This window comes from Acidobacterium sp. S8 (assembly GCF_009765985.1).
Lineage (GTDB): Bacteria > Acidobacteriota > Terriglobia > Terriglobales > Acidobacteriaceae > Alloacidobacterium.
Genome location: NZ_LMUM01000012.1, coordinates 1 through 23850 on the forward strand (window position 1 = coordinate 1; position 23850 = coordinate 23850).

Here is a 23850-nt window from a genome sequence, read left to right on the forward strand (position 1 = left end):
CCCTGCGAGCATTGACGGCGAACAAGCCTTTCTGGCACGACTGGGTTGCCTCGGTGAAGCAGTTCAACATGCGGCGCTGGAACGATGGCGACGACTTTCTGGTGAATTATGTAGGCCACCCATTGCAGGGCGGCGTGGGCGCATTCATCGAGATCCAAAACTCACCCACGCAGTCGCGCATTCGTTGGAATGAGCCGGGCTACTGGGATTCACGCTGGCGAGCGCTGCTCTGGACGACTCTCTACAGCACGCATTCGGAGATATCGCCGTTTGGCGAAGCCGGGATAGGCAACGAGGGCGGCTACACGTACGACGTCAAGTGCATTCTGCATTGCAATACGACGACGGATCCGCCGAGCGGCAAGTACACCAACAATACTGGATGGGTCGATTTCATCGTGACGCCCAGCGTGGGCATGTTGTGGGTCTTCGCGGAAGATTTTATCGACAAGGACATCAGCGACCGCATTGCCGAACACGCCGGGCCCAATGCCTGGTATCCGAAGATCATTCGCGGCTCGCTCAACCCCTCACGTACCTTTGCCAACATGCTGCGTGGCCGCAATCCCTGGTATCGCGACTATAACTATCCTGTTTATGGCGACGGACCCGGCATTCACTTCACCAAGCTGGACGACGCAACGGGCGACTACGCCACCGATGGCGATCGTCCATGGCCGCACATACAAATTGCGCCGTTCTTCCGTGGATATTCGACTACGGTGACGACCGCCGACTGCACCTATTGCAAACGCATGGTCAACGGAGGTGGCGCCCAGGTCTCGGCGCATCTGTGGCGTTGGCTCTATGCGGATACGGAGGTGAGCCGCTATCCGGGGGCGAGTCCGCATCCATCTGACCGCGCCGGGGGCGATCTTGTTACTGGCTATTTTGGATTTCGCGGAGGCGTGAACACGCCAAATTACGCGTTGAATCTTTCGATTCGTCCGGGATTTTTGCAGTTTAACGATGCTTATATGACAAGCCCGGACGAGAACAATCCAAATCCTGAAACGGGCACGATTACGCATTTTGCCTGGAACTTTATGCTTGCGGGCGATTACAAATTAAGCCGCAATGTGGCCATTCGGGCCGGGGTGGAAGAGACGATCGTACGCTATCGGCACGCTTGCTATGACGCGTCGGGAATTGGAACGCCGTATCCGCTCAGGTGGCTGATTCAGGGAACGGAATGCTCGGAGGTTCCGGGCATCGGCAAGCCTCCGTATCTTACGTGGCTTTCGCACGAAGATTTCGTGAATCGCGGAAGCTGGGGGTACCAGATTGGTCCAGTGTTCAGCTTCTGAATATTTACTCTGCTGTTTTCAATTCGATGGAAACCAGATTATGCACTGATCTGGCAGGCCGCTTGTCTTCAGTGACAACCAGTTTGAAGGGTCCTGATTTCGCGTCGAGCGGATTGCCATTCATGGTGTCGGCTACGAGGATGTCGCCGGGATGGAGATCCGGTTCCGCTTCGGCCAGTGCGAGCACAGCTTTGTAGTTGTCGGAGCCGGTGGCGATGATGTATTCGGAGAGTGCTTTTCCGTGTACGTCGTGTCCGGTAGGAGCGCCGACTTGCTTCAGCAATTCGATCAGAGGCACGCCGGAGTAGGTTTCGTCGGCGTTGGTATGCGGATTGTGGACCGTGACTGTCTTGTGTGGAAGAGGCTTCAGGGCGTCGATTGAGACGGTTGTCTGCTGGCTGCCGTTCTGTATTTTCAGCGATGTTTGTGCCTGTAATGCGATACCAGCAAAAAGACAGACGAGAAATAAGAAACGAGCGGGTATTTGCAAGTGCATCCTCCACACAACTTTGCTCTCCATCATACAAAGACGGTCAAGACTGTTGCAGGACGCCAAGTCCTCGTATACTAGAAGCATGTCCATCGTGCGCAACATCGCGGCCATCAGCAAGGGAATGAGCATTACGTTCAAGGAGATGTTTCAGCCGACCGAGGTTGAGAACTATCCGGACGGTCCCGGTCCGACACGCGGCGCAGTGCTGCAGGAGCGTTTTCGCGGTGCTCATGTGCTGCAGCGTGATGAGAACGGCCTGGAAAAGTGCGTAGCCTGCTTTCTGTGTGCAGCGGCCTGTCCTTCGAATTGCATTTACATCGAGGCGGCTGAGAACACAGCGGAAAATCGCATCTCCAGTTCTGAGCGCTATGCCAAGGTCTATAACATCGATTACAACCGCTGCATTTTCTGCGGCTATTGTGTCGAGGCCTGCCCAACGGATGCCATTACGCACGGGCATGGATTTGAGCTGGCCAGCCTGAACGCGACCAACCTTGTCATGCGCAAAGAAGACATGCTGGTACCGTCCGTTGGGATGCCGGGTGAACTGGCTGCCCACTCCGATTCGATCAAATAAGCAGCGGCAACCGGCAACGATGCTTACCTGAAAGACCTTGTTCAGGCGCACATATGCTGAGTAGGCTCATTTGTAGCCAAAATATCTCGCCCGGTCAGATTGTGACTCTGGTATGCTACGCGACGTGACCTCCACAAAACCTGTCGTTCTGCATATTTGCGCTCGCGAGTTGATTCGCGAGCTGCGGGACAGCATTCTTCGTATGCAAGGTTACGAAGTCGTTTCACCCTTTCGATCATTGAAGGCGAAGATATGTGCGCCGGCAAGACGTTTGATCTGATTCTGGTTGACGTTGAGGGAGACGGTCGCGTGCCGCAGGCTGAGAAGCTCTGCGAAGAGGTCAAGCACAGGCATCCTGAGCAGAAGATTGCATTTGTTTGTAATTATCGAGTTTCGAAAGAAAGCAGTTGCCCGGACGAAATTATTCACAGCGACTTCAATCCCGAAGCGATGGTTCAGGGAGTGAAGGAACTTCTAGACTGAGAAACAGATTCTGTTGCCTTAGAGTGGCGCATACTCGACACAGAACAGGTAAAAGCGCGGCTTAGAAGCCGCGCTTTTTTGTTGGAGTATCTGTTTAGCGGGGTGTGACGTCGAGCGTCAGCACTTCAAACGGCGCCAGCTGAAACTCGTGCGGACTCTTTGCGCGCAGTTCGATCGCTGGTTTCGAAGCGTCGTCTTTCCATGGGCTTTTCGCGTCATAAGACTGCGAGGCTCCTGGTGGCAATTCGAAGGCGCTCTGCAGGTCAACCCGAATGCTTTGGGGCTTGTCGCTCGGATTGCGCAGTACGAGAATGCCTTTCCTGGGTGACCATGAGGCCCAGCCATAGACTTCGAGCCATGCGGGATCGCCGCCGACCCAGTGCGTGTCTTTCAACACGTCCATGTTGGAGCGAGACCACTTTGCGGCTTCGGCGAGATCGTCCCAGTTCTGCCCAGAGAGCAATGAAGGAGTGATGTACATCTCCTGCAACTGCGTCCCGTTGCCGAAATAGTCGCGTACCTCGTTGCGGAAATCGTTGCCGGGATCCTTTGACAGCTGCTTGTGGCGCTGCGCATAGATGATGCCGTGCAACATGAGCGAATTAAGGGGATAGAGCGGTCCACCTTTTACGATCTCGTCGTAGGTGTCGGCGTCGCGGTAGGTGATCCAGCGCTCGCGATAGGAGCCGACGCCGGCGAAGCTGTCATCTTCACCGCCGCGCCAGATGGAGTCGGCGTACAGAAGCCAGAAGGGTGAGGGGTAGGTGCCGGTGGTGAGATTGATATAGATGTCCGGCTTGGCTTCGCGCAGCTCACCGATGAGATGAATGGCTGCGGAGAAGTCGCTGTCGAAGGCGCTGCCGCGGAAGACGGAGTTTGCGTTGCCGGTTCCATCGAACTTGAATTGATTGACGCCGTATTTGCGGATCATCTCAAGAGCGATATCGCGGAAACGCGCGTAATACTTGGGTCCGGAGAGTGCGAAGCCGCCATCGACGATCTCATAGCCTGCTTCTTTGCCGAGCTGTACGCGCTCTTTTTTGGGGCCGTCGTAGCCGCCCCATGGAGACATCCATATACCGGGCGCTGCGCCGTATTTGTTTGCGGCTTCGCGCACCGGAGTGAATCCTTCAGGGAAGCCCTTGTTAAAGCTCCACAGCGAGGCATGATTGTCCCAGCCGTCGTCGAAGAGGAATGAGTCGAGGGTGACGCCGCGCTTCTCGTGCAGCTCATGTCCGAAGGTGTTGATGCGATCGAGCACGCCTGTCTGGTCATAGGCGTTGAAGTAGCCGAGGTCGTACCAGGAGTTGTAGTGCAGGAAAGTGCGATAGGGATGGGCGCGCTCGCGCTCGATGTAAGTGAGGAAGTCGCGGCGGAGCTGGCCAGTGTGCGTGGTTCCGATAACGGACGAATAGGTGACAGACTGGCCCGCTTTGAGAGGGAGATCGCGGTCCATGTAAGCGGTGGCGCGATTTTCAACTACTTTGCTGTCGGAGAGCGGATGTTCGAAGCCGATATAGATATTTCCGGAGACGATGGGCGAGCCTTTGACGGAGCCGACAATACGCGCGCCGGGCAGATCGACATCGACGAGCTGAACGCGATTGATGGGCAGATCGTTTGCGCCCGCGGTGATGGAGAGAAACTGGCGCACATAGCTCGATCCATCGCGCAGGACCACTATCCAGGTGGCGTGCAGGTTGCCATCGACGCTGGTCAGGGCGAGCGTGCATTGTTCGCCGGGCAGGCGGTCGGAGTAGCGGGAGGCGTTTGGATCCGGCGTGAGCTCGGTCATCTTCGGCTCGCCGTCTACGCGCAGGTTGGCTGCGTTGTAGATGGTGCCGTCCTTGAGCAGGATGGCAAAGGGATCGGAAAACTGGACGGTGGTATTGTGCAGCTTTTCTGAGACGGTGAGGTCGGCAAGCTTGCCATCTTCAATTTTCCAGGCTGCGTCGATGACGTGATCGGCAAGCTTATAACTGCTGCCGTGAACGGAGGCGACGGCTTTGCCGGCGTCCTGTGCATGGGCAGTGAAAAAGCCAAATGAAGCAAAGACAAACAGGGCGGCAGAGGCGCGCAAAGGAGCTTTGCGCGCTTTTTTCACTTCTGTCATTTTTCCGTCCTTCCGGCAGGAGAATAGATTTTTACGTGCGAGACGACGCGGCTGATGGCTCCGTCGCTGGGCGTATCCGGCGTGATGCCATTCTCGATGGCAAAAAAGAGCGCAAGAAGCTGGCCGACGATGATATCGACCACCGGCAGATACGCGTCGGGAAAACGTCTTGGCGTGTCCAGCGTGAGCAGATATTTTGTCAGCTTTTGAATGCGGTCGTTGAGGCGGGGAGCCACGACGAGGATTTCGCCGGCGAGCTTTTTCTCTCGAATTTCTTCGAGAAGGTCCAATTCGTAGGGCAGGCGATCTTCATCATTGGAAAGAAACGCTATGACCAGGGTCTCCTTATTAAGGAACGACATGGGGCCATGACGCAGGCCTAAAAAGGATTCTGCAAGCGTGGGAAGTTTGCCGCCGTTGAGTTCAAGCACTTTCAGGGACGATTCCTGTGCCGTGGCCTGCAATGCACCTGTGCCCAAAAGGCAGACTCGCTGGAACGCCTTTGGGGCCAGTTCTGCTGCCATATTTGCTGCCACCGGCAGCAGGACGTCGCCGATTGCGGCCATTTTCCGGACAGCAGCTTCGTACTCGCCCGTGTCATGGATGGAAGCCAGATATTGGCCTGTCAGCACCATATTTGAGAACGAACTGGTCATGGCGAGGCCGCGATCGTTGACCACATCGTCGAGCGTGATGGTGAAAATCCCGGGAAATTTCGCCATCGATCCGGATTCGTTGCAGGTGATGAGGAGATGACGGATTTGTTTCGGATAGCGATCGAGGGCGAGCTGGAGGAGCGCGATGCCCTCAGAACTCTCTCCGGAGCGCGAAAAGGAGACCAAAAGGTACTGTTTTTCTGCCAGGATGTGATCGTCGAGGTTCGTCAACAGCTCGGTGCTGGGGATGGCGGCTACGTTCGTGCGCCACTTCAAAGACAGCAGACGGGTCAACGTGCGGCCGATGTAGTCAGAAGTTCCAGCTCCTGCAAGTATCACATTTGGCGGAGTTTGAGACCCGGGAGCAACACCGCAATCCTGAAGAAATTCACGGATACGGTCAGCGGCGGCATCAAGACGGCGGAGGGTGCCGCGCCAGGTTTCCGGTTGCTGTTGAATTTCATGCGGCGTGTCGGTAAGACCGCGAGCGGTTTTCTCGGAATCAGGCAGAATAAGCAGCGCAGAGAGTGCGTCCTGCAAGGGAGTAGCTCCTTCCATAATTGGCACTTGATTGTATTACACCGATTCATAAGCGTAATCAAGTGAAATAAATCGACAGAATAAAAATATGCTTAATAATTTAAGGCTTGCTTAGGGGAATCCATAGTCTTTGGATGCAAAAAGCCCTTATAAATTGCACAAAATAAGGGAATTTAAGTCAAACGGGTAAGACAATCCGATCGGCCTTGACGAAGGTACTTGATTCTTTTTAACTATTTCTTTCTTTCTTTTTTTGTGAAATGGGTATTGTTCGATATATTTCGGAATATCAGATAAAACCCAGATGACGGGCAATGGTTCATTTTGACAGCCTGCCTCGGACAAGCGGCGACACATTTACCGGCTCGATCAATGTTGGCCAGTATTTTTACAATGAGATTTATCTTTGATGGCGTTTCGATGGGCACGTTCGATCCGGCGGAAGGCGCACCGAGCCCGATGCTATCGGCGACTTCAACGTGCAGGTAGACGCGATGGCGCGCGATATGACGGCGGCGGAACGATTGGCGGCCCGATTTTCATTCCGAAGATTTATGACGGGCGGAACAAAGTCCTTGTAATGGATGGTCGCGTTACGATTACATGCAGGCCAAGATTACCCCGCAGGGGGCCAAAGGCTTCAATGTGTTGGCGGCATATACATGGTCGAAGACAATGACGAACGCGATTCAAGGAACTTTCCGATAAAGCGCCAAAAGTACGAAGATGAGGGTTTCTACCTTCACTACGCATCGCATACAATCAGACACTTGATGGATTTCCTGGAAACGTAAGGAAAAAACTGTGCCGCGCAAATCAAAACATATTGAGCAGGATTCGATGCTGATCGAGGAACGGCGTCAGCATATTCTCGGGCTGGTACAGAGCCATGGCCGCGTGCTGGTGAACGAGCTGTCAGAAAACCTGGGCATCTCGCAGATCACGATACGCAAAGACCTCGACTACCTGCAATCCAAGGGGCTGGTGCAGCGCACGCATGGTGGCGCGCTGCCGTTGTCGGCCGGCGCGATGTTCGATCCGTCGCTGCAGGAGAAGATGCGCCAGCACTCACACGAGAAGCAGCGCATTGCTAACGCGGCTGCGAAACTGGTGCAGGAAGGCCAATGCGTCATGCTTGATTCGGGCACGACGACGACGGTCGTTGCCCAGGCACTGCGCCGCTTTGGGCATCTCACGGTGATTACGAATGCCATCAACATTGCCGCTGATCTTGCCGGTACGGACTTCGACGTGATTCTGACTGGCGGCACGCTACGTAAGAATTCATTCTCGCTGGTGGGTCCGCTAGCTGAGGATGTGCTTGAAGAGATGCACGCCGACATTCTGTTTCTTGGTGTGGATGGGTTTGATCTGGAGATTGGGTTGACGACGCCGAACGTTCTGGAATCGCGCGTGAATCGCGCCATGGTGAAGGCGGCGAAACGGGTGGTTGTCGTTTGCGACTCGACAAAGTTTCATCGGCGGAGTCTTTCGCGGATTGTTCCGCCGGCTAGCGTGCACTGCATTGTTACGGATAAAGCGTTGGCCGAGACGGATGTGGAAGTGCTGCGCGGGCACGATATTGAAGTCATCCTGGTCTGAAGCTATCCAGGAGGTTATTGAAACTTAAAAAGTATTTTGTTTCGCTTTCAATCTTTTATTGACTTTTACTTTCCTTTTGTGAGGAAATGCCTGTACATCCTTTCTTCCCAGTGACCACTGAATGTTTGATATCACCATTGCAGGCGAAATAAATCTGGACCTGATCCTCTATGGTCTGCCGCAGGAAATGCCGGTGGAACGAGAGCTGCTGGCCTCAGGGTTTGAGGCGACGCTAGGCAGCTCGTCGGCGATTCTGGCACATAACCTTGCCGTGCTCGGTGCGAAAGTTGGATTCGTGACCCGCGCAGGCACCGATGATTTAGGCAAGGTGGCGCTGGAGCGATTGAAAGAGAGCGGAGCGGACGTGACGCATGCAACTTTCGATTCAGCGAAGCCGACGGGAGTGACCGTGCTGCTGCCCCATGGCAAGGAGCGGCACATTCTTACCTATCTGGGCACGATGAGCGAGATGACAGCCGCGGATCTCGATCTTGAGTATCTGAAATCATCACGGCACTTTCATTTGTCTTCGCTGTTCTTGCAGCGGGGTTTGGCGCCCGATCTGCCAAACCTGTTTCGTGAATTGAAGCGGGCCGGTCTTACGATTTCGTTGGATACAAATGACGATCCTGATGACCAGTGGGGCGGGGTGCTCGACGAGCTGCTTGGCTTGATTGATGTGCTGTTGCCGAACGAGGCGGAACTCTGCCGCATCGCGCATAAAGAGACAATCGAGGATGCGCTGGAAGTGCTTTCCGCGCGGGTTCCTTGCGTGGCGGTGAAATGCGGGGCGCGCGGATCCTTTGTGCTTCAGGGCGGGAAGAAGATTGAGGCCGCTCCGGTAAATGTAACTCCGGTAGATACAATTGGCGCGGGCGACAGCTACAACGCCGGATTTTTATCGGCATGGCTACGTGGGCTGCCTCTGGACGTTTGTGCGCGCGCAGGCAATGTCACGGGAGCGCTTTCTACGCTGCGCTCGGGTGGTACCGAGGCGTTTCGAGACCGCGAGCTTGTGAGCTCATTCTTGAAAGAGAATCAATTTCCTGTGGCCACAGTCGAAGCAGGCGCGCGATGAACTTTGCTCCTATCGATTGGATCATCGTTGTTGTTTATCTCGCCGTCTCGATGCTGATTGGCCTGCTGGGACGCAGATATGTGGGCAACACGGCGCACTTTCTTGTAGCGGGCCGGGAGCTAGGCACGTATATCGGCATTGCGACGCTGGCGGCGACGGAGATCGGCACCATCACCTTCATGTACAACAGCGAGCTTGGGTATCGCTATGGCTTCGCTGCTTTTGCCGCCGCGCTTATCTCCGGCATCGCGATGATATTTGTGGGCCGGACGGGCTTTGTGATCAGCAGATTGCGCGAGCTGCGGCTGATGACCGTTCCGGAATATTTCGAGGTGAAGTACAGCCGCGGATTGCGCATTGTTACCGGCATCCTGGTGGCGCTGGGCGGCATTTTGAACATGGGCGTCTTCCTCAAGGTGGAGGGCGAATTCCTGACCGTGATCAGCGGCATGAACCAGAAATACCTGGTGGCTACGATGATCGCGATTCTGCTGCTGGAGCTGGTGTATACCACGGTCGGCGGCATGATCTCGATCGTGATTACGGACTACCTGCAATATGTTCTGCTTTCGATTGCAACCATCATTATTACGATTTATGCCATTCATTTTGCGGGATGGCACACGATGGTATCGAAGGTCGAGACGGTGATGGGCAGCAGCGGGTTCAATCCGATCACGGCCCCAAAATTTGGATGGAGTTTTCTCATCTGGCAGCTGCTGCTGTGGCTTGCGATCCATACCTGCTGGCAGACAACGGCAATGCGCATGTTTTCGACCAAGAGCCCTGAGATTTCAAAGCGCGTGATGACGTGGACGGGTTTTATTTTCCTCGGTCGCGGCATGCTGCCGATGTTGTGGGGAATTGCAGCGCTGGCCTTGCTGGGGCATGGAGCGTTGGTTGGCGGTGTGCCTGAGCCGATCATTCATGGTCATGCGCTTGCGCCGATCGATGCCATGCCGGCGATGCTTTCGATGCTGCTGGGACCGGGGATTCGCGGCATTGTTGTAGCGGGCATGCTGGCGGCAACGATGTCGGTAAACAGCTCGTACTTGCTCGGATGGAGCGCGGTGATCTCGCAGGATATTGTTGGACCTTTGAGAAAGCAGATGGGGCGCCCTCCGCTGCTGGATTCGACGCAATTGCTCATCAATCGCATCTGTAACTTTGCCGTGGGCGTGTTCCTTATCTTCTGGGGATTGCTCTATACGCCGCCGGGCGCGGTGTATCTGTATCTGAATATTACGGGCACGATCTTCCTTGCCGGCGCGTTTGTGTGCGTGATTGGCGGACTGTATTGGAAGCGAGCCAATCTCACCGGCGGATACTGCGCGATGCTGCTGGGAGCAGCAGGCGCGATTATTCCGTTCTTCTTCCTGCATAAGAGTGAGAGCTTTGCCGGTTTTGCCTCATTCGGACTGGCTGCGCTTGGATTGCTGGCGGGGTCGTTGTTTGGGCGGAAGTCGAGGACGGCAACGGGCGAGATGGCGATTGCCAACGGAGAAAGCCGATGAACGCGTGGCTCGATTTCTGGGCGGTATGGCTGGTGCTTGCGAGCGTGGCTTTTGCGGTTATCACGCTGATTGTAGCCGTGAAGGGATTTCAGGATCTGCGCGCGATGTTCGCAGGCCTCAAGGCAAATAGAGAGAAGTGAGCGATGAGCACCGACGATAAATTTGTTGCCATGGTGACTGCGAAGGCGAAGGTCGATCTTCCGCTCAGCGACTTTCAGCCGAAGTCGATGGTGGTGAGCGAAGAACATTCGATCGAGAAGGCACGCTTTTCAGTCATCGATTATCACAATCATCTCGACGCGCTTGATCCGCGGGATGTGCTGCGGATTATGGACGCGTGCGGAATCGAGAAGGTCGTCAATATCACGATGAAGACCGGCGATGAGGCGCTTCGGATGATCGATAAGTTTCATTCCGCGTCTGACCGGTTTACCACTATTGGCTGGATGGACTGGTCGGATGTGACGCATCCTGATTTCGTGCAGCGGACGCTGGAACGGCTGGAAAAGCTGGTCGAGCGTGGTGCGCAAGGGATCAAGTTCTGGAAAGATCTTGGGCTGGGCGTGCGCGATGTGAACGGAGATTTATTGCGCGTGGATGACGAGCGGCTCGCACCTATCTTCGATAAGGCTGGAGAGCTTCGGATTCCGGTAATGTTCCATACTGCCGACCCGGACGCGTTCTTTCTGCCTATCGATGCGCAGAATGAGCGATACGAGGAATTGGCAGCGCATCCGGACTGGGGATTTTACGGATCGCATTATTCGAAGCCACAATTGCTCGATCAGCGCGACAGCGTGATTGCACGGCACCCAAAGACAACATTCGTTGCGGCGCACGTGGCTGAGAGCGGCGAGAATCTTGCGCGCGTGACGAAACTGCTGGAGACGCATCCGAATCTCTACATCGATATCAGCGCGCGCGCTTCTGAACTGGGGCGGCAACCATATGCGGCGCGGGAGCTGTTCCTGCGGTTTGCGGATCGCATTCTCTTTGGATCGGATTTATTGCCTGAAGAATCGATGTACCGACTTTATTTCCGGTTTCTGGAAACAGCGGATGAGTATTTTGAATATCCATCGCACGCTTCGCGCCAGGGGCGGTGGAATATTTATGGGCTGTACCTTCCGGACGACGTGCTTCGCAAAGTCTATAGGGAAAACGCACTTCAGCTGCTGCGATAGGGAACCAAAGTAAAAAGAGCTGTCATCCTGAGACGTACAACTTCAGGATGACAGCTCTTTTTACTTGCAGCTGATCTGGTCAGCTCGCTTTCTTGATTTTCACGTGCCGGGGTTCATATTGCTTATATTCGGCGCGCAATGCCGCTTCGCTCATCGGCTTTTCGTGCAGCAATAATTCCGTGGCCTGCAACTGAGGGTTGGCGTGGAACCATTGCTGCGCCTTATCGTCATCCAGCAGATTCAGTAATGCGAGCAGAGCCATACCTTGGTGATGCGCCATCCATTCACGCACAAGCTGTGGCTCGCGTTTCGATTGCGTATAGTCGATCGCCTCATAGAAGCCGTAGGCGCCGACCCAGCCGTTCGCTGCCATGCGGCGCAAATTGCGAAGAGCTTCGACTGAATCGACTCCTAGTGCGAGAAGTGTCGAGTAGGGTGAGACGACCGGACCAGCAGTGGCGTCCCACTTGAGCGCGATTTGAGGGATGCCGAACGCTTGATAATGATAGTGCCCGGCATCATCCGTCTGGGCATAGCCGGATTCCGAGATGCCCCAGAGGATGCGGTTTTCACGTGCGAAGGCACGCTGTATCTGTACGTGTGCCGCGAGGGTACGCGATACCAGAGTGTCTGGATAGCTGCGCATCCACAGAGAAGGCATCAGGTATTCGAACATGGTGCCGGTCCACGAGATCAACACAGAGCGGCCGAAGGCCATCGTGTGAGTGCGGCCAAGCTTGAACCATAGCTGCTGCGGCACGTCTCCCTTGGCAATGGCCACGAAGGCGGCAATGCGAGCCTCGGAAGCAAGCAGGTCATAGCATGCAGCGTGCAATTTTTTAGGCTCCACTTCATAACCGATCGAAAGCAGCATACGACCCTTCTGCAAGAGAAAGGTGAAGTCCATTTCATCTACGAGGCGATAGGCTTCTTCCGATACGGCGTTCAAGCTCTTTGTGAGCTGGAGCAATTTTTCCCGCGCCTGCGGCAACAGCGAACGGAGCTTTTCGCCAAGAACAACGTTCGCGTCGTTCTCGCGTGTCGCCCATGCCCTAGCCAGCCGCTGATCCAACTGAGTGGCAAAATCTACGGCGGATTCCAGAGCTGGGTACAGGACCTCATCACGCATGTTGAGCTGTGCGATATCCCGCAGCGGCGCAAATTCCGGCAGAAGCCACGGCATGTAGTTGCGCAGAAGGTCGGTAATTGCTGAAATGCGCTGCTTCACCTCGGCGGCCCACCATGCTGCTTCCCCCTCCAGCGTCTCGTCTGTAAAGGACGAGCTTTCATGTTCGAGTAGCCATGCAATCCAGATGTCAAAGGAACTTCCGGAGGGCGGCGGAGAGAAGGAGGTCTTCTTGTTAAGCGAGGGTATATGTAACTTCAAGAGTTGCCAATTGACCTGCAGGCCGTCAAAGAGCCGACGCGAAATCAGAGGCTCTTTCAACAAAAACAGCGGACCCATTCGCAGCGTGTAAAGCGAAGCTGCGAGATTTCCGCTATCGACCGAAGAAACCGTGATGGGCTTGAGGGGTTCCAAGGTATGTGTGTTGTACCAGTTATAGAGGTGGCCGCGGGCCTTCTCAAGCCGCGCCATGGTAGCGAAGCTGGAGTGGGTGAGAGTTGCAAATTCCGGCATCGTAAGGAAGCCGAACTCACATGCCGCCTGGCGTGCGTTGAGGAGAAGCCCGAGGTTCGTGGGCGAAACACGCGCCGCTTCAAAGAGACCTTCTTCTTCCACGTTGTCGGGAATGAGATAGTTGTGCGTCTTACCGCCGAACTGATAGAAGTAGCGCCAGATGCGTAATGCGTGCTGCCGCAGGAACGTATCTTCATCGGTTGTGAGCTTCTGCCGCTGATCGCGCGGGGCGTGATTGAGCCAGAGAGTGATGCCGCCGGAGAATCCCCACAAGACCAGAACGGGCGTAGCCACCAGAAGGGATTTTGGATCGATGGCGAGAATGATGACGGCGAGAATAATTGCAAAGATCGGAGTGATGGCGAGGTAGCGGTCTACCGGCGTAGTGCGGCCTGTAGAGCTTTCCGCTTCGGCTGCTGTTTCCCATTCAAGCAGACGCTGGCCAGTGATGAAGCGGCGCACCAGCGAGCGAACGATGGCGTCGATCGACAGCATCGTTTGATGCGGCAGAAAAGTGAGATTGAGCAGCGTGATAAACGCGCCCTGCAGAAAACCGGTGACTGCTTCGCGCATGGCGCCCTGCTGCTCGCTTGATAGAGCACGTCCCACGCTGAAGAGCAACTGAACGAACGTCGGCAGGAACATCAGGAGCAGCGTAGTGAGCGTCCAGTAGAGCGGGCCGCCGGGCAGCCCGAGCCAGCCAGCCACGAGCAGAGCCATGGTGAGAGGGTCTACCAGGGAGCGGCGCAGATTATCAAAAATCTTCCAGCGCGAAATCGTCGAAATGGGATTACGAACGTATCGCCCGGACTCGTCCGGCACACGTGCGAGAAGCCACTGCACAATCTGCCAATCGCCGCGCACCCAGCGATGTTTGCGGCGGGTGTATGCCGAGTAGTGCGATGGGTAATCGTCGATGACTTCGATATCCGTTGCCAGGCCGGCGCGCGCGTATGCGCCTTCGATGAGGTCATGGCTCAGCAGGGAATTGCGCGGGAAGCGACGATCGAGAACGGAGTGCAGCGTGGTCGCTTCATAAATGCCTTTGCCGGTGAAGATACCTTCGCCGTAAAGATCCTGATATGTGTCAGAGATGGCTCGCGTGTAAATATCGAAGCCGGTCTGCCCGGAATAAATGGATGCCAGGCGCGAGCGCGACGCTGAATGCACACTGACTCCAACGCGCGGCTGCAGAATGCCGTAGCCGTCGGTGACGATTCGCTTTTCAGGGTCAATGATGGCTCGGTTGAGAGGATGCGCCATTGCTCCGACCATGGCGTTGGCCGAGCCACGCGGCAGTTGCGTGTCGGAATCGAGCGTGATGATGTATTGCACGCGCTTCAATATGTCCAGATTGCCAACTTTGACTGGAAAAGCATCGAATACGCCGACCAACAGCTTGTTCAGATCGAGAAGCTTTCCGCGCTTGCGCTCCCAGCCCATCCACACGCCCTGCCTCGCATTGAAGATGCGGTGGCGGTGGAGCAGGAAGAAAGTCCCACCCTTTGCGGAAGCGTAACGCTTATTGAGCGTATTGATGAGCTGTATTGCGAGATCAACGAGGGGATCGGTGTCGTTTTCGCGTGGCCGCGTGATCGAATCTGGAAGATCGGTGAGTAATACAAAGTGGAGATTCGGATCAGGGTTCGCGAGGTAGCGTACTTCGAGTTCCTGCACCAGCTCGCGTGTCTGCTTTTCATTCGCGAGTAAAGTCGGCACAACTACAAGCGTTGAATATTCCCGAGGAATACCATCGCTGAAATCAAGCTTTGGCAGCGCACGAGCTTTGTAGAGCGATGTGACCGTGTTGTTCACGAGGTCAACCGCACCCTGTGTTACCGGGAGCAGCATAAGAATGAAAGCTACAGCAAGGCCGCCGAAGATTGCGTAATTTGGAACCAGCGGCAGCAGGATCACTGCGATCAACAGGACCGTGAGAACTTCGATGGATCCGATGTAAAAATCATCGGCGTTGTGCTGAATCGCAAGCCGCAGACGGTCAATCCATCGAGGGCGGTAGCCAACGCGCCTTGCCAGAGCGGGAAAGCCCTTATCGATGAGGTAGTAGCCGATATGGATGCGGCGCATGTGCAGGCGCACGTCCGCCGTAGGATGCTGCTCGGCAGCTCGCGCCATGTCGAGTGCGGCAGCGGCGACTTGCGATTCAGTTCCCTCGGAGTAGCGAGCAATATCTGCGACTGCCTTACGATATTGTTGGCGGCTTTCAAAATCCATTCGGTCGTAGGTGCGCGCCGGATCCTGCTGCAGGATCGGCTCAAACGATATAAGTTGCTGCAGAATGGTGGCCCAGTCCGCGTATCCGATATCGCGCACACTCTTAATGCGCAGACGCAGAATGTCTGCCGATCCCGCTGCGGTAGAACCAGGCGAATGCAGGCGCGCACTTGACTGTGTGAGAATCCACTCGAGCAGCAGGAATTTGAGCATGGTTGGAATAGCCCATAGCTCTTCCAGTTCCAAAGGATCGACTTTCTGCGCTGCTTCGGTAAAGGCTAAAAATGCTTCCGGCGACCAGCGGGAATCGGCGGCGTCCAGATAGGCCGCGGAAAGCGCTGAAGCACGTGGTTCTTCTTCCTGATTGGAAATAATGCGCGGCAGGCGCTGCGCCTTACGGCGAATGGATGCCGCTTCCAGAAGCACTCCTCGCAGCAGACGTGGATTCTCTCGTATTTCCAACAGCGGGTCGGCATCTTCCGTTGACTTCGGGTCAATTGCGTCTACTTCCGCGGAAAGAAGATCGAGAGCTTCTCGCGCAGCCTCAACGCGTGTGGCAAAGCTGCCTTTACCGCCGGGCTGGTGGTTTACCTGCCATTCGGAAGCAGCCGCGCGCGCAGCGACCTGGAGCGGCTCGACAGCGATAGGCTGTTCTTCTTCCGTGGATGGAACTTCAATAGGGGACTGATCTGCCATGAGTCTTTCCGTTACCGGTAACTTGCTGCCTGCATTTCGAACATTTCGGCGTAGCGTCCGCCGAGTGCCATCAGCTGCTGGTGATTGCCTTCTTCCACCAGTCTTCCGCCTTCGAGCACGACGATACGATCGGCCATGCGCACAGTGGAAAAGCGATGCGAAATAAGCAGAGCCATTTTGTTTTCAGTTAATTCTGCAAAACGTTCGAAGACTTCGAGTTCGCTCTTTGCATCGAGCGCCGCTGTCGGCTCGTCGAGAATCAGTAGTTGTGCGTCGCGCAGATAAGCGCGCGCAAGCGCAACCTTTTGCCATTCTCCACCGGACAGGTCGACGCCGCCCTCAAACCGGCGGCCGAGGACCTGGTCGTAGCCATGCTGCAGCTTGCTGACAACACCTGCTGCGAGGCTTTTTTGCGCCGCGCTTTCGATCTCCGCTTCCGTGTGCGGAATTTCTACGCGGCCAATCGAGATATTCTCACGCGCGGTCATTTCGTAGCGCATGAAGTCCTGAAAGATGACGCCGATTTCCTTGTGCAGGTCTTCGAGCGAGTACTCGCGCAGATCCACGCCATCAAGGAGAATTTCTCCCTCGCTCGGATCGTAAAGACGGGTGATGAGCTTAACTACGGTGGTCTTGCCCTGTCCGTTTTCGCCGATGAGAGCGATACGTTCACCCGGATGCAATGTGAAGTTGAACTCCTTGAGCACCCTCCGTTCCGTGCCGGGATAGGTGAACGAGACGTTGCGAAACTCAAAACCCTTTCGAATCGGACGTGGTGCGGGAAGGGCATTGGGCTTCGACTGTACTGTCGCCTTCATTTCGAAGAACGCAATCAGGTCCGTGAGGAACAAAGCCTGATCGGCGATGCCGGAGGCGGTGGAGAATACCTGCTGCAGGTTCGAACTCGCCTGCACAATCGCATTGGTGATGAAGTAGAACGTGCCGATGTTGTAGAAGCCGTGCACAGCCCGCCAGATCACATATGCGTAGGAGCCGTAGTAGCCGAGCGTACCGAGAATGCCAAGCAGGCCGCCGCCAATCAGCTTCTTGCGAGAGAGCGCGACGTTTTCGTTATATATATGTTCGGAGAGCGCGGCGAAGCGGTTCGTCAGGTATTCATTCAGATTAAAGAGCTTCAGCTCTTTCGCGGCTTCCTTGCTGCCGCCTATCTGGCGCAGATAGTCCATCTGGCGCTTGGCTGGAGTCTGTCGAAAATTCTTCGCGTATCCAAGGAAGGCGAAGTGCGTTTCACCAAGAAACGACGGGATTACGCCCAGAGCCAGCAACACCATCAACCACGGCGAGTAGTAAAGCAGGGTTCCGGTGAAGATCAAAGTCGTAATGATCTGCTGATAGAGGCGGCCCATCTGCTGAATCAGCACTAATCGATCCGTGGCCTGCACGCGGGCACGTTCCAGCCGATCGTAAAAGACAGGATCTTCGTACGTCGTCAGATCGAGTTGCGCTGCCTGGCGCATGACCTCAATGCTCACGTGGTGCGTGTAGCGATCGGCGAGCAGAGAGTCAAAATAGTCGATCATGCGCGTGAGGAGGCCGGTCAGAACAGCAAGTCCGACTTCAAGGCCTACGATCCACCAGAAATGAGACGGCAAGCCCTGGTGACGAAGAACATGTTCGACACCATTGATGATCGATGCGGCGACCCTGGCAATTGCCCATGGCATAAACGCCACGATGACGCGCAGAATCAAGCCCCAAGTGACGACTACCGGTCCTGATTTCCAAAGAATCTTGAGGACTGGGGGGACATTTTTCAGCGCACGAATACGGTCGCCCCACGCATTTTGTGGGCTTTGGTTCTGGCTCTGGTTCATGGGTCAGGTACCTGCCTCATCCCGTAGCTCTCAGCAGAGGTGAATGGCAACGTGAGAGACGAAGTATACAACTCTGATGCAAACCGCTGTGCAGACGTTGTTTAGCGTGAGTCATCCCGGGTTTTGCCAGCAGGTTTCCCACCTGTCGGCACGGGTTTTAGCGGGCTATTCACGGTATATTCGCACGTTTTTAACACTGGCTTGGGAAGCTTGTAAACGGATTTAGCCGAATTCTCAAGCCTTGGCACAGCGCCCCCGCATCCGGCGGCTTGAGTCCAGGTGTGTATGCCTCCTGGCGACTGAATTCGCTCGACCCAGACTCGTTTGATCGTTGTCACGAAGGAACCCGTAGTACATGAGAGGCCAAATGAACATGCAATTGAAAGCGCTGGCAGGGCTTGTGCTGGCATCGGCACTGGTTGCCGGACATGCACAGACCGCCACCACCACGAAGGCTCACCGGACGAAGAAAGCCGTTCCGGCGAAGCCGTCGGTGGAGTCGCAGATTGAATCGCTTCGACAGGAAATGAATTCCCAGATCCAGTCATTGAAGCAGCAGCTTTCCGACCGTGACGCGCAACTACAGCAGGCACAAACGGCCGCGTCGCAGGCGCAGGCGGCCGCTGTTCAGGCGCAGCAGGCAGCCCAGTCGCAACAGGCTGCCGTTACGGACAACACACAGGCAGTCAACTCGCTGCAAAGCTCGGTGGCCGATCTTAAAACCAATTCTCAATCTATTGTGAGCACCGTGCAGGATCAGCAGGCGCAGGTGAAGAAGCAGATCGAGCATCCTGACGTTTTGCACTTCAAGGGTATTACCCTTTCGCCGACCGGCAGCTTTATTGAAGCTGCGACCGTCTATCGCAATCGCGCCACTGGTTCGGACATCAACACTCCGTTCAGCGCGATTCCATTGGAGGGCTCGGATAACGCCGCTATGAGCGAGTTCTTTGGTTCGGGCCGCCAATCGCGCCTGGCATTGCTGGCAGAAGGCAAGCTCACCGACTGGACACTGCGCGGCTACTACGAAATGGATTGGCTCGGCACTGGCGTGACCTCGAATAATAACGAGAGCAACAGTTATGTGCTGCGTCAGCGTCAATTGTGGGCTCAGGCTGAATCGCAGAGCGGCTGGATATTCACTGCCGGTCAGCAGTGGTCCCTGGCAACACAAAACAGGACAGGTATCGTGAATCGCACGGAATTACTACCGCAAACCATTGATCCCGCGTATAACGCAGGTTTCGTATGGGAACGTCAGTATGGCGCGCGCATCGTGAAGAATTTCCACAATGGTCTCTGGGCTGGTATCTCGGTTGAAAATCCGCAGTCTCTGACTCCAAGCTGCCAGGCTACCGGAACGACTTCTTCGGGGTCCGCCCTTGCCTGCGCGAATAACTACCTCATTGGTTCGACTGGTACCGGCGGCGGTCTCTACAACGGGGCCGGCGGTCCGGGCGCAACCTCTTCTTCGCCGCTTACGACCTATTCCTACAACCTGGCGCCGGATCTCTTTGCCAAGGTTGTTTACGAGAAGCCGGGCTTTGGGCACTATGAGGTCTTCGGTGTTACTCGTTTCTTCCGCAACCGCGTCTACCCGGATGCCACCTCCACAACAGTTCCAACGGGAACCGGAGCATATAACGATGCAACGGTTGGCGGCGGCATCGGCGGCAGCGCTTATGTCCCTGCTACCAAATACTTCGATTTGGGCCTCAGCGGACTCTGGGGCGATGGTGTGAACAGATACGGAGGAACACAGCTGCCGGATATGACCATTCGTCCTGACGGCCAGTTGGCCTTGTTGCATGGCTTCTCGGCTCTGAGCACGGCGGTCTTTCATGCTTCGCCGCGTCTCGACGTCTACTTCAATTACGGCGGCGACTATGCTTCCCGTACCTACTTCCCCACGCAGAATGGCACGGTTGGTTATGGCTCGCCATTCATCAAGGACAGCGGATGCGGGATCGAACTGGCTCCTGGAACTGCGCCGCAGGTTGGCTACCAGCCCACCGCTCCGGCGAACTGCGGAAGCCCAAGCAAGGATGTTCAGGAATTTACCCTGGGTTACTGGTATGACTTTTACAAGGGCGATAGGGGTCGCTTCCGTCAGGGCATCCAGTACAGCTACTTTGAGCGCTATGGCTGGTCTGGTGTAGGCGGCACTCCGAAGGGTAACGACAATGTCTTCGAGACATCGTTCCGTTATTACATGCCGTAATCGATACGTAAACTAAACAAAAGGGCCTCCGCACAGGATGCCCTTTTTGATTTCGAGGCGTGGTAGAGAAACTTGCCATCGCCGCAATCAATTTTCAATAACCAGCAGTATTCAATGGTTTAATGATCCATGCGTCTATCTGCTCGTCGGGGTTATCTTGGCCTGGTAGTCCTTTGTCTCTGGGTGTTTGTTTGCGGTTGCAATTCGCAAACCGCGAGTACACTGCCAGCGCAACAACAGAGCACTTCCGTGGATGCAGGCGCGGTATCTGCGCGCTTGCGCGAGATCGCAGCAAGCGGAAAGCTGGCCGATCTGCACTGGCCTCACTTTTCTGATTATCGGCTGCATTTTCAGCACATCTATGACGCGTCGAACTTTGCTCCGGTGTGGCTGCATGACGGCAAGCCTACTCCGCAGGCAATGGCTGTGATCCAGGCGCTAGAGGCCAGCCAGCAGAAGGGACTGAATCCGGACGACTATGATGCGTCGCGCTGGTCGGAGCGTCTGCAAGCTTTGAACACTTCTGTCACACCGGACACACTGGCGAGGTTCGACGCGGCGCTTACGGTGGGCGCCATGCGATATATTTCCGATCTGCATATCGGCCGGGTGAATCCCAGGCATTTCAATTTCGGCATCGATATCGAACAGAATAAGTACGATCTTCCCCAGTTTGTGAGCACGAAGGTTGTCCCTGCAATCAACGTCCAGGCCGTTCTCGATGGCGTGGAACCGCCATACAATGGCTATAAGCACACGGAAGACGCCCTGCACCGCTACCAGCAGCTTGCCGCCCAAGGCGACGGGCCAATCGTGCCCGATGTCACGAAGACGATCGCTCCCGGAGATACTTATCCCGGAGTCAGCCAGCTTACGCAACGTCTGCGGCTCTTTGGCGATCTTCATCCTGACACGGTAGTCGATGCGAATGCACCGACTTATTCGGGCGCTCTGGTAGAAGGCGTCAAGACTTTTCAGTCTCGCCACGGTCTGGCGGTCACCGGCAAGGTTGATAAGGCCACCATCAGGCAGATCAATACGCCACTCGCCACCCGTATTCGTCAGTTACAGGATGCACTGGAGCGCTGGCGGTGGCTGCCGCCTCAATTTCCTCAGCCTCCGGTCGTAGCCAATATTCCCGAATTCATTTTGCGTGCTTTTGGTCCCAATCAGAAGGTTGCGCTGGAGATGAATGTCGTGGTCGGCAAGGCTCTTCGCACACAGACCCCCATCTTTGCGAAGGACATGAAATACATCGTCTTCCGGCCTTACTGGAATGTTCCAACTTCGATTCTGCGTGCAGAGATCATTCCCGGAATCACCAAAGACCGGAGCTACATCAGCAAAAAGAATTTCGAAGTCACAGATTTCAGCGGGAAAGTCATTACAGACGGCGCGGTTGGCGATGATGTTTTAGCGCAATTGCGTGCCGGAAAGTTAACGGTCCGGCAAAAGCCCGGTCCGAAGAATTCGCTTGGGCTGGTGAAATTCCTCTTTCCCAATGAGTACAGCGTCTACCTGCACAGCACGCCCGCTCCGCAGCTCTTTTCACAGTCACGACGCGATTTCAGCCACGGATGCGTTCGCGTGGAGAAACCCGCGGAACTGGCCGCTTACCTGCTGCGTAATCAGCCGCCGTGGACGCTGGACAAGGTGCAGGAAGCCATGCAGTCAGGTCCGGACAACCAGCAGGTGAACCTTACGACGCCGGTTCCGGTGCTGATCCTGTATGTGACTGCGGTGGTGGAAGAGGATGGCTCGGTGCACTTCTTTAACGACATCTATGGATACGATCAGAAACTGGAAGAGGTGCTGGCCAAGGGCCAGCCGTATCCAGGATGATCTACCAGCGGCGGACCCGACCCACATCAACGTGGACAAAATCAGATGAGGCGTAATAGCCGACTCCGCCGCGCTGCATGGCGAGCGCCGCGTCACGGACCTGTGCAGTGGGCACGCCGGGAATGCGGATATCGATGGCTTTAGCTTCCATATGCTGGCTGTGCAGGGCGACTCCGTGCCCATGTTCACGCAGCCAGTTATTGCTCCAGGGCGTGCGGTAGCCGCAAACGATGTCGATTTCGCCATTCGGATGGCCGAGCCGCGCCATGAGGTCGTGCAAGAGATCGAATTCTTTCACGTCGTAATCTTTTTCGTCGCCAGTGCGGTGATCGCGCAGAAACTGATCGAGTTGGGCCACGCCGTCAGGCAGGTAATGATCACCAACACGGTAGACAACATCGATGTGCTGGCCAGTGTGCAGATGGTACAGGCGAAGGCGGTACTGTTCGGCGCTGGTTGGTGTATCTCCACTAGCAGCACGCGCGGAAGAACCGGCAAGCAGAGCAAGCGCAGCTAGAGCTCCGCTTAAAAGAATTTTCTGAAATCGCATAAGACAAAACCTTTGCTCATTATAAATGGGCATTTGCAAATTCGATTTCGATTACTAGTATTTTCAATAGCTTACGGATGCCTGCATTGGAACGTGTCCCAAAATGGTGATCGGGGCCACTCTATTCCTCCAGATACCCCCACCAGGAATCCGATACCTGTGCTCCCAGGTCATTTGAAATGCGGACGGCAGCGTCTTCCACCTGCTTCATCAATCCGGCGAGGTAATCGCGTGAGCGGGAGACGGCGGCAACACCGATGGTCGCCGATTGCCAGGTGACGGCTTCATCCAGTTCGGCTACCGAGATGTTGAATCCATGCTTAAGCTTTTCTTTCAGGCTGCGCACGACCTGACGCCGGTCCTTGAGGGAGTGGGCATTTTCAATACGGAGTTCAAGTGTGAGAGCGGCTACAGCCATGTGGTCACGCTACCAGATGTGCTTCATATTGTTTGGTGAACGGCCTGACGCAAAGTTGTGGCCTCCTGTCCTATGTGGCCTTGTTCGTTGGATATCTCAGCCTAAGCTGATGGAGCAAGACTCAAGGAGCCAGTAACGAATGTTTCGTCAGCTGAAAGCAGTTGGCAGTGTCTTTCTATTTTCACTTTGCTGCCTTTCCTATACCAGAGCGATGGAAACTCCCGGATGTGAGGGCTCCACGCCGAAGCAATGTATTGTGCAGGTTCTGGATGCGATGGGTGGTGAGCAGAAGTTACGGTCTGTTCACAGCATGCAACTCGAGATCGTTTCGCACAAAGCGCTCACGGAGCAATCGTACCGTCAGGACCCGTTCATCACTGCCTACAAACGCAGCAAGAGTACGATCGATTTTGCGGGCAGCCGCGTTCGCACGGAAGCACATCTCACCTGGCCTGAATCCGATCCTCACCAGTCGGAGATAGAAAGCACTCTTATTGCCACGCCTTCCGGCGGCGTTTATCACACGGCGCAGGGAGACGCGCCATGTTCGCTGGGGGATATTGACGATACGCAGCGGTTGTTCTCGCTTAGTCCTTTGCGGCTTCTGCTGACGGCGTTGCAGGCGGGCGAGCTTCATTATGAAGAGCCTGAGACTTTGCGCTCTACCGATCACACTGTGGTCGCATTTACATGGAATAAGACTCCAGTCCGCATTCTGGTGAATCGCTACAACCACTTGCCGGACGCAGTTGAAACCACCGTGCAACTGCATGACTTCTGGTTCTATTGGGGGGACGTGAAGCAGCGCGTTTCTATGAGCAGGTCACTGGTGTCAAGGGTTAGTTCTTTGTTTTTCCTTCACAGGGC

General features: G+C 55.4%; 17 protein-coding genes and 1 pseudogene. 11 read left to right on the forward strand and 7 right to left on the reverse strand.

The window, feature by feature from the left end; all coding sequences use genetic code 11:
- A pseudogene (locus GSQ86_RS03225) lies at nucleotides 1-1307 on the forward strand (DUF3943 domain-containing protein); the annotation flags it as partial.
- 4 nt (nucleotides 1308-1311) lie between these two features.
- Here the strand turns inward: GSQ86_RS03225 and GSQ86_RS03230 are convergent.
- Complete coding sequence (locus tag GSQ86_RS03230; RefSeq protein ID WP_158748529.1) at nucleotides 1312-1797, reverse strand: molybdopterin-dependent oxidoreductase; 486 nt, start codon at nucleotides 1795-1797, stop codon at nucleotides 1312-1314.
- Between the two features lie 52 nt (nucleotides 1798-1849).
- On the opposite strand from GSQ86_RS03230, the gene nuoI reads away from it, so the two are divergent.
- The gene (gene nuoI / locus GSQ86_RS03235) at nucleotides 1850-2377 is read left to right on the forward strand and encodes an NADH-quinone oxidoreductase subunit NuoI (RefSeq protein WP_256366814.1); all 528 of its coding nucleotides are present in this window, start codon (nucleotides 1850-1852) and stop codon (nucleotides 2375-2377) included.
- Between the two features lie 252 nt (nucleotides 2378-2629).
- Nucleotides 2630-2860, forward strand: a complete 231-nt coding sequence (locus GSQ86_RS03240) for a hypothetical protein (protein ID WP_158748530.1) — start codon at nucleotides 2630-2632, stop codon at nucleotides 2858-2860.
- A gap of 94 nt (nucleotides 2861-2954) precedes the next feature.
- Here the strand turns inward: GSQ86_RS03240 and GSQ86_RS03245 are convergent, their stop codons facing one another.
- Both GSQ86_RS03245 and GSQ86_RS03250 read right to left on the reverse strand, forming a co-directional pair.
- The gene (locus tag GSQ86_RS03245; RefSeq protein WP_158748531.1) at nucleotides 2955-4973 is read right to left on the reverse strand and encodes an enterotoxin; all 2019 of its coding nucleotides are present in this window, start codon (nucleotides 4971-4973) and stop codon (nucleotides 2955-2957) included.
- Nucleotides 4970-6169 (reverse strand): SIS domain-containing protein, encoded by a 1200-nt coding sequence (locus GSQ86_RS03250; protein ID WP_158748532.1) that lies wholly within the window; start codon nucleotides 6167-6169, stop codon nucleotides 4970-4972. The genes GSQ86_RS03245 and GSQ86_RS03250 overlap by 4 nt, the downstream gene beginning before the upstream one ends.
- 840 nt (nucleotides 6170-7009) lie before the next feature.
- Between GSQ86_RS03250 and agaR the strand changes: the two genes are divergently transcribed.
- From agaR to GSQ86_RS03275, 5 genes are all read left to right on the forward strand, one after another.
- Nucleotides 7010-7771: a transcriptional repressor AgaR gene (gene agaR, locus GSQ86_RS03255; RefSeq protein WP_158748545.1), complete on the forward strand. Its 762-nt coding sequence runs from the start codon at nucleotides 7010-7012 to the stop codon at nucleotides 7769-7771.
- Nucleotides 7772-7892: 121 nt separating this feature from the next.
- The gene (locus GSQ86_RS03260; RefSeq protein WP_158748533.1) at nucleotides 7893-8849 is read left to right on the forward strand and encodes a carbohydrate kinase family protein; all 957 of its coding nucleotides are present in this window, start codon (nucleotides 7893-7895) and stop codon (nucleotides 8847-8849) included.
- Nucleotides 8846-10363: a sodium:solute symporter gene (locus GSQ86_RS03265; RefSeq protein ID WP_158748534.1), complete on the forward strand. Its 1518-nt coding sequence runs from the start codon at nucleotides 8846-8848 to the stop codon at nucleotides 10361-10363. The genes GSQ86_RS03260 and GSQ86_RS03265 overlap by 4 nt, the downstream gene beginning before the upstream one ends.
- The gene (locus GSQ86_RS03270) at nucleotides 10360-10503 is read left to right on the forward strand and encodes a hypothetical protein (protein WP_158748535.1); all 144 of its coding nucleotides are present in this window, start codon (nucleotides 10360-10362) and stop codon (nucleotides 10501-10503) included. The genes GSQ86_RS03265 and GSQ86_RS03270 overlap by 4 nt, the downstream gene beginning before the upstream one ends.
- A 3-nt stretch (nucleotides 10504-10506) precedes the next feature.
- On the forward strand, nucleotides 10507-11547 hold the full coding sequence (locus tag GSQ86_RS03275) for an amidohydrolase family protein (RefSeq protein ID WP_158748536.1): 1041 nt from the start codon (nucleotides 10507-10509) through the stop codon (nucleotides 11545-11547).
- 79 nt (nucleotides 11548-11626) lie between these two features.
- Here the strand turns inward: GSQ86_RS03275 and GSQ86_RS03280 are convergent, their stop codons facing one another.
- Nucleotides 11627-16117 (reverse strand): glucoamylase family protein, encoded by a 4491-nt coding sequence (locus GSQ86_RS03280; RefSeq protein ID WP_158748537.1) that lies wholly within the window; start codon nucleotides 16115-16117, stop codon nucleotides 11627-11629.
- Nucleotides 16118-16128: 11 nt separating this feature from the next.
- A complete protein-coding gene (locus tag GSQ86_RS03285) occupies nucleotides 16129-17952 on the reverse strand; it encodes an ABC transporter ATP-binding protein (protein ID WP_158748538.1) in 1824 nt (607 codons plus the stop codon).
- 367 nt (nucleotides 17953-18319) lie between these two features.
- On the opposite strand from GSQ86_RS03285, the gene GSQ86_RS03290 reads away from it, so the two are divergent.
- Together GSQ86_RS03290 and GSQ86_RS03295 are read left to right on the forward strand one after the other, a co-directional pair.
- A complete protein-coding gene (locus tag GSQ86_RS03290; RefSeq protein ID WP_158748539.1) occupies nucleotides 18320-20173 on the forward strand; it encodes a hypothetical protein in 1854 nt (617 codons plus the stop codon).
- A gap of 249 nt (nucleotides 20174-20422) precedes the next feature.
- Nucleotides 20423-22015 carry a murein L,D-transpeptidase gene (locus tag GSQ86_RS03295; protein WP_216840993.1) on the forward strand — a complete coding sequence of 531 codons (1593 nt, stop codon included), beginning with the start codon at nucleotides 20423-20425 and terminating at the stop codon, nucleotides 22013-22015.
- Nucleotide 22016: 1 nt separating this feature from the next.
- Here GSQ86_RS03295 and GSQ86_RS03300 read toward each other — a convergent pair whose 3' ends face one another.
- Together GSQ86_RS03300 and GSQ86_RS03305 are read right to left on the reverse strand one after the other, a co-directional pair.
- A complete protein-coding gene (locus GSQ86_RS03300) occupies nucleotides 22017-22565 on the reverse strand; it encodes a DUF882 domain-containing protein (protein WP_158748541.1) in 549 nt (182 codons plus the stop codon).
- Nucleotides 22566-22686: 121 nt separating this feature from the next.
- The gene (locus GSQ86_RS03305; RefSeq protein WP_158748542.1) at nucleotides 22687-22983 is read right to left on the reverse strand and encodes a DUF503 domain-containing protein; all 297 of its coding nucleotides are present in this window, start codon (nucleotides 22981-22983) and stop codon (nucleotides 22687-22689) included.
- Nucleotides 22984-23122: 139 nt separating this feature from the next.
- Between GSQ86_RS03305 and GSQ86_RS03310 the strand changes: the two genes are divergently transcribed.
- A partial coding sequence (locus GSQ86_RS03310; RefSeq protein WP_158748543.1) for a hypothetical protein occupies nucleotides 23123-23850 on the forward strand: 728 nt, incomplete at its 3' end.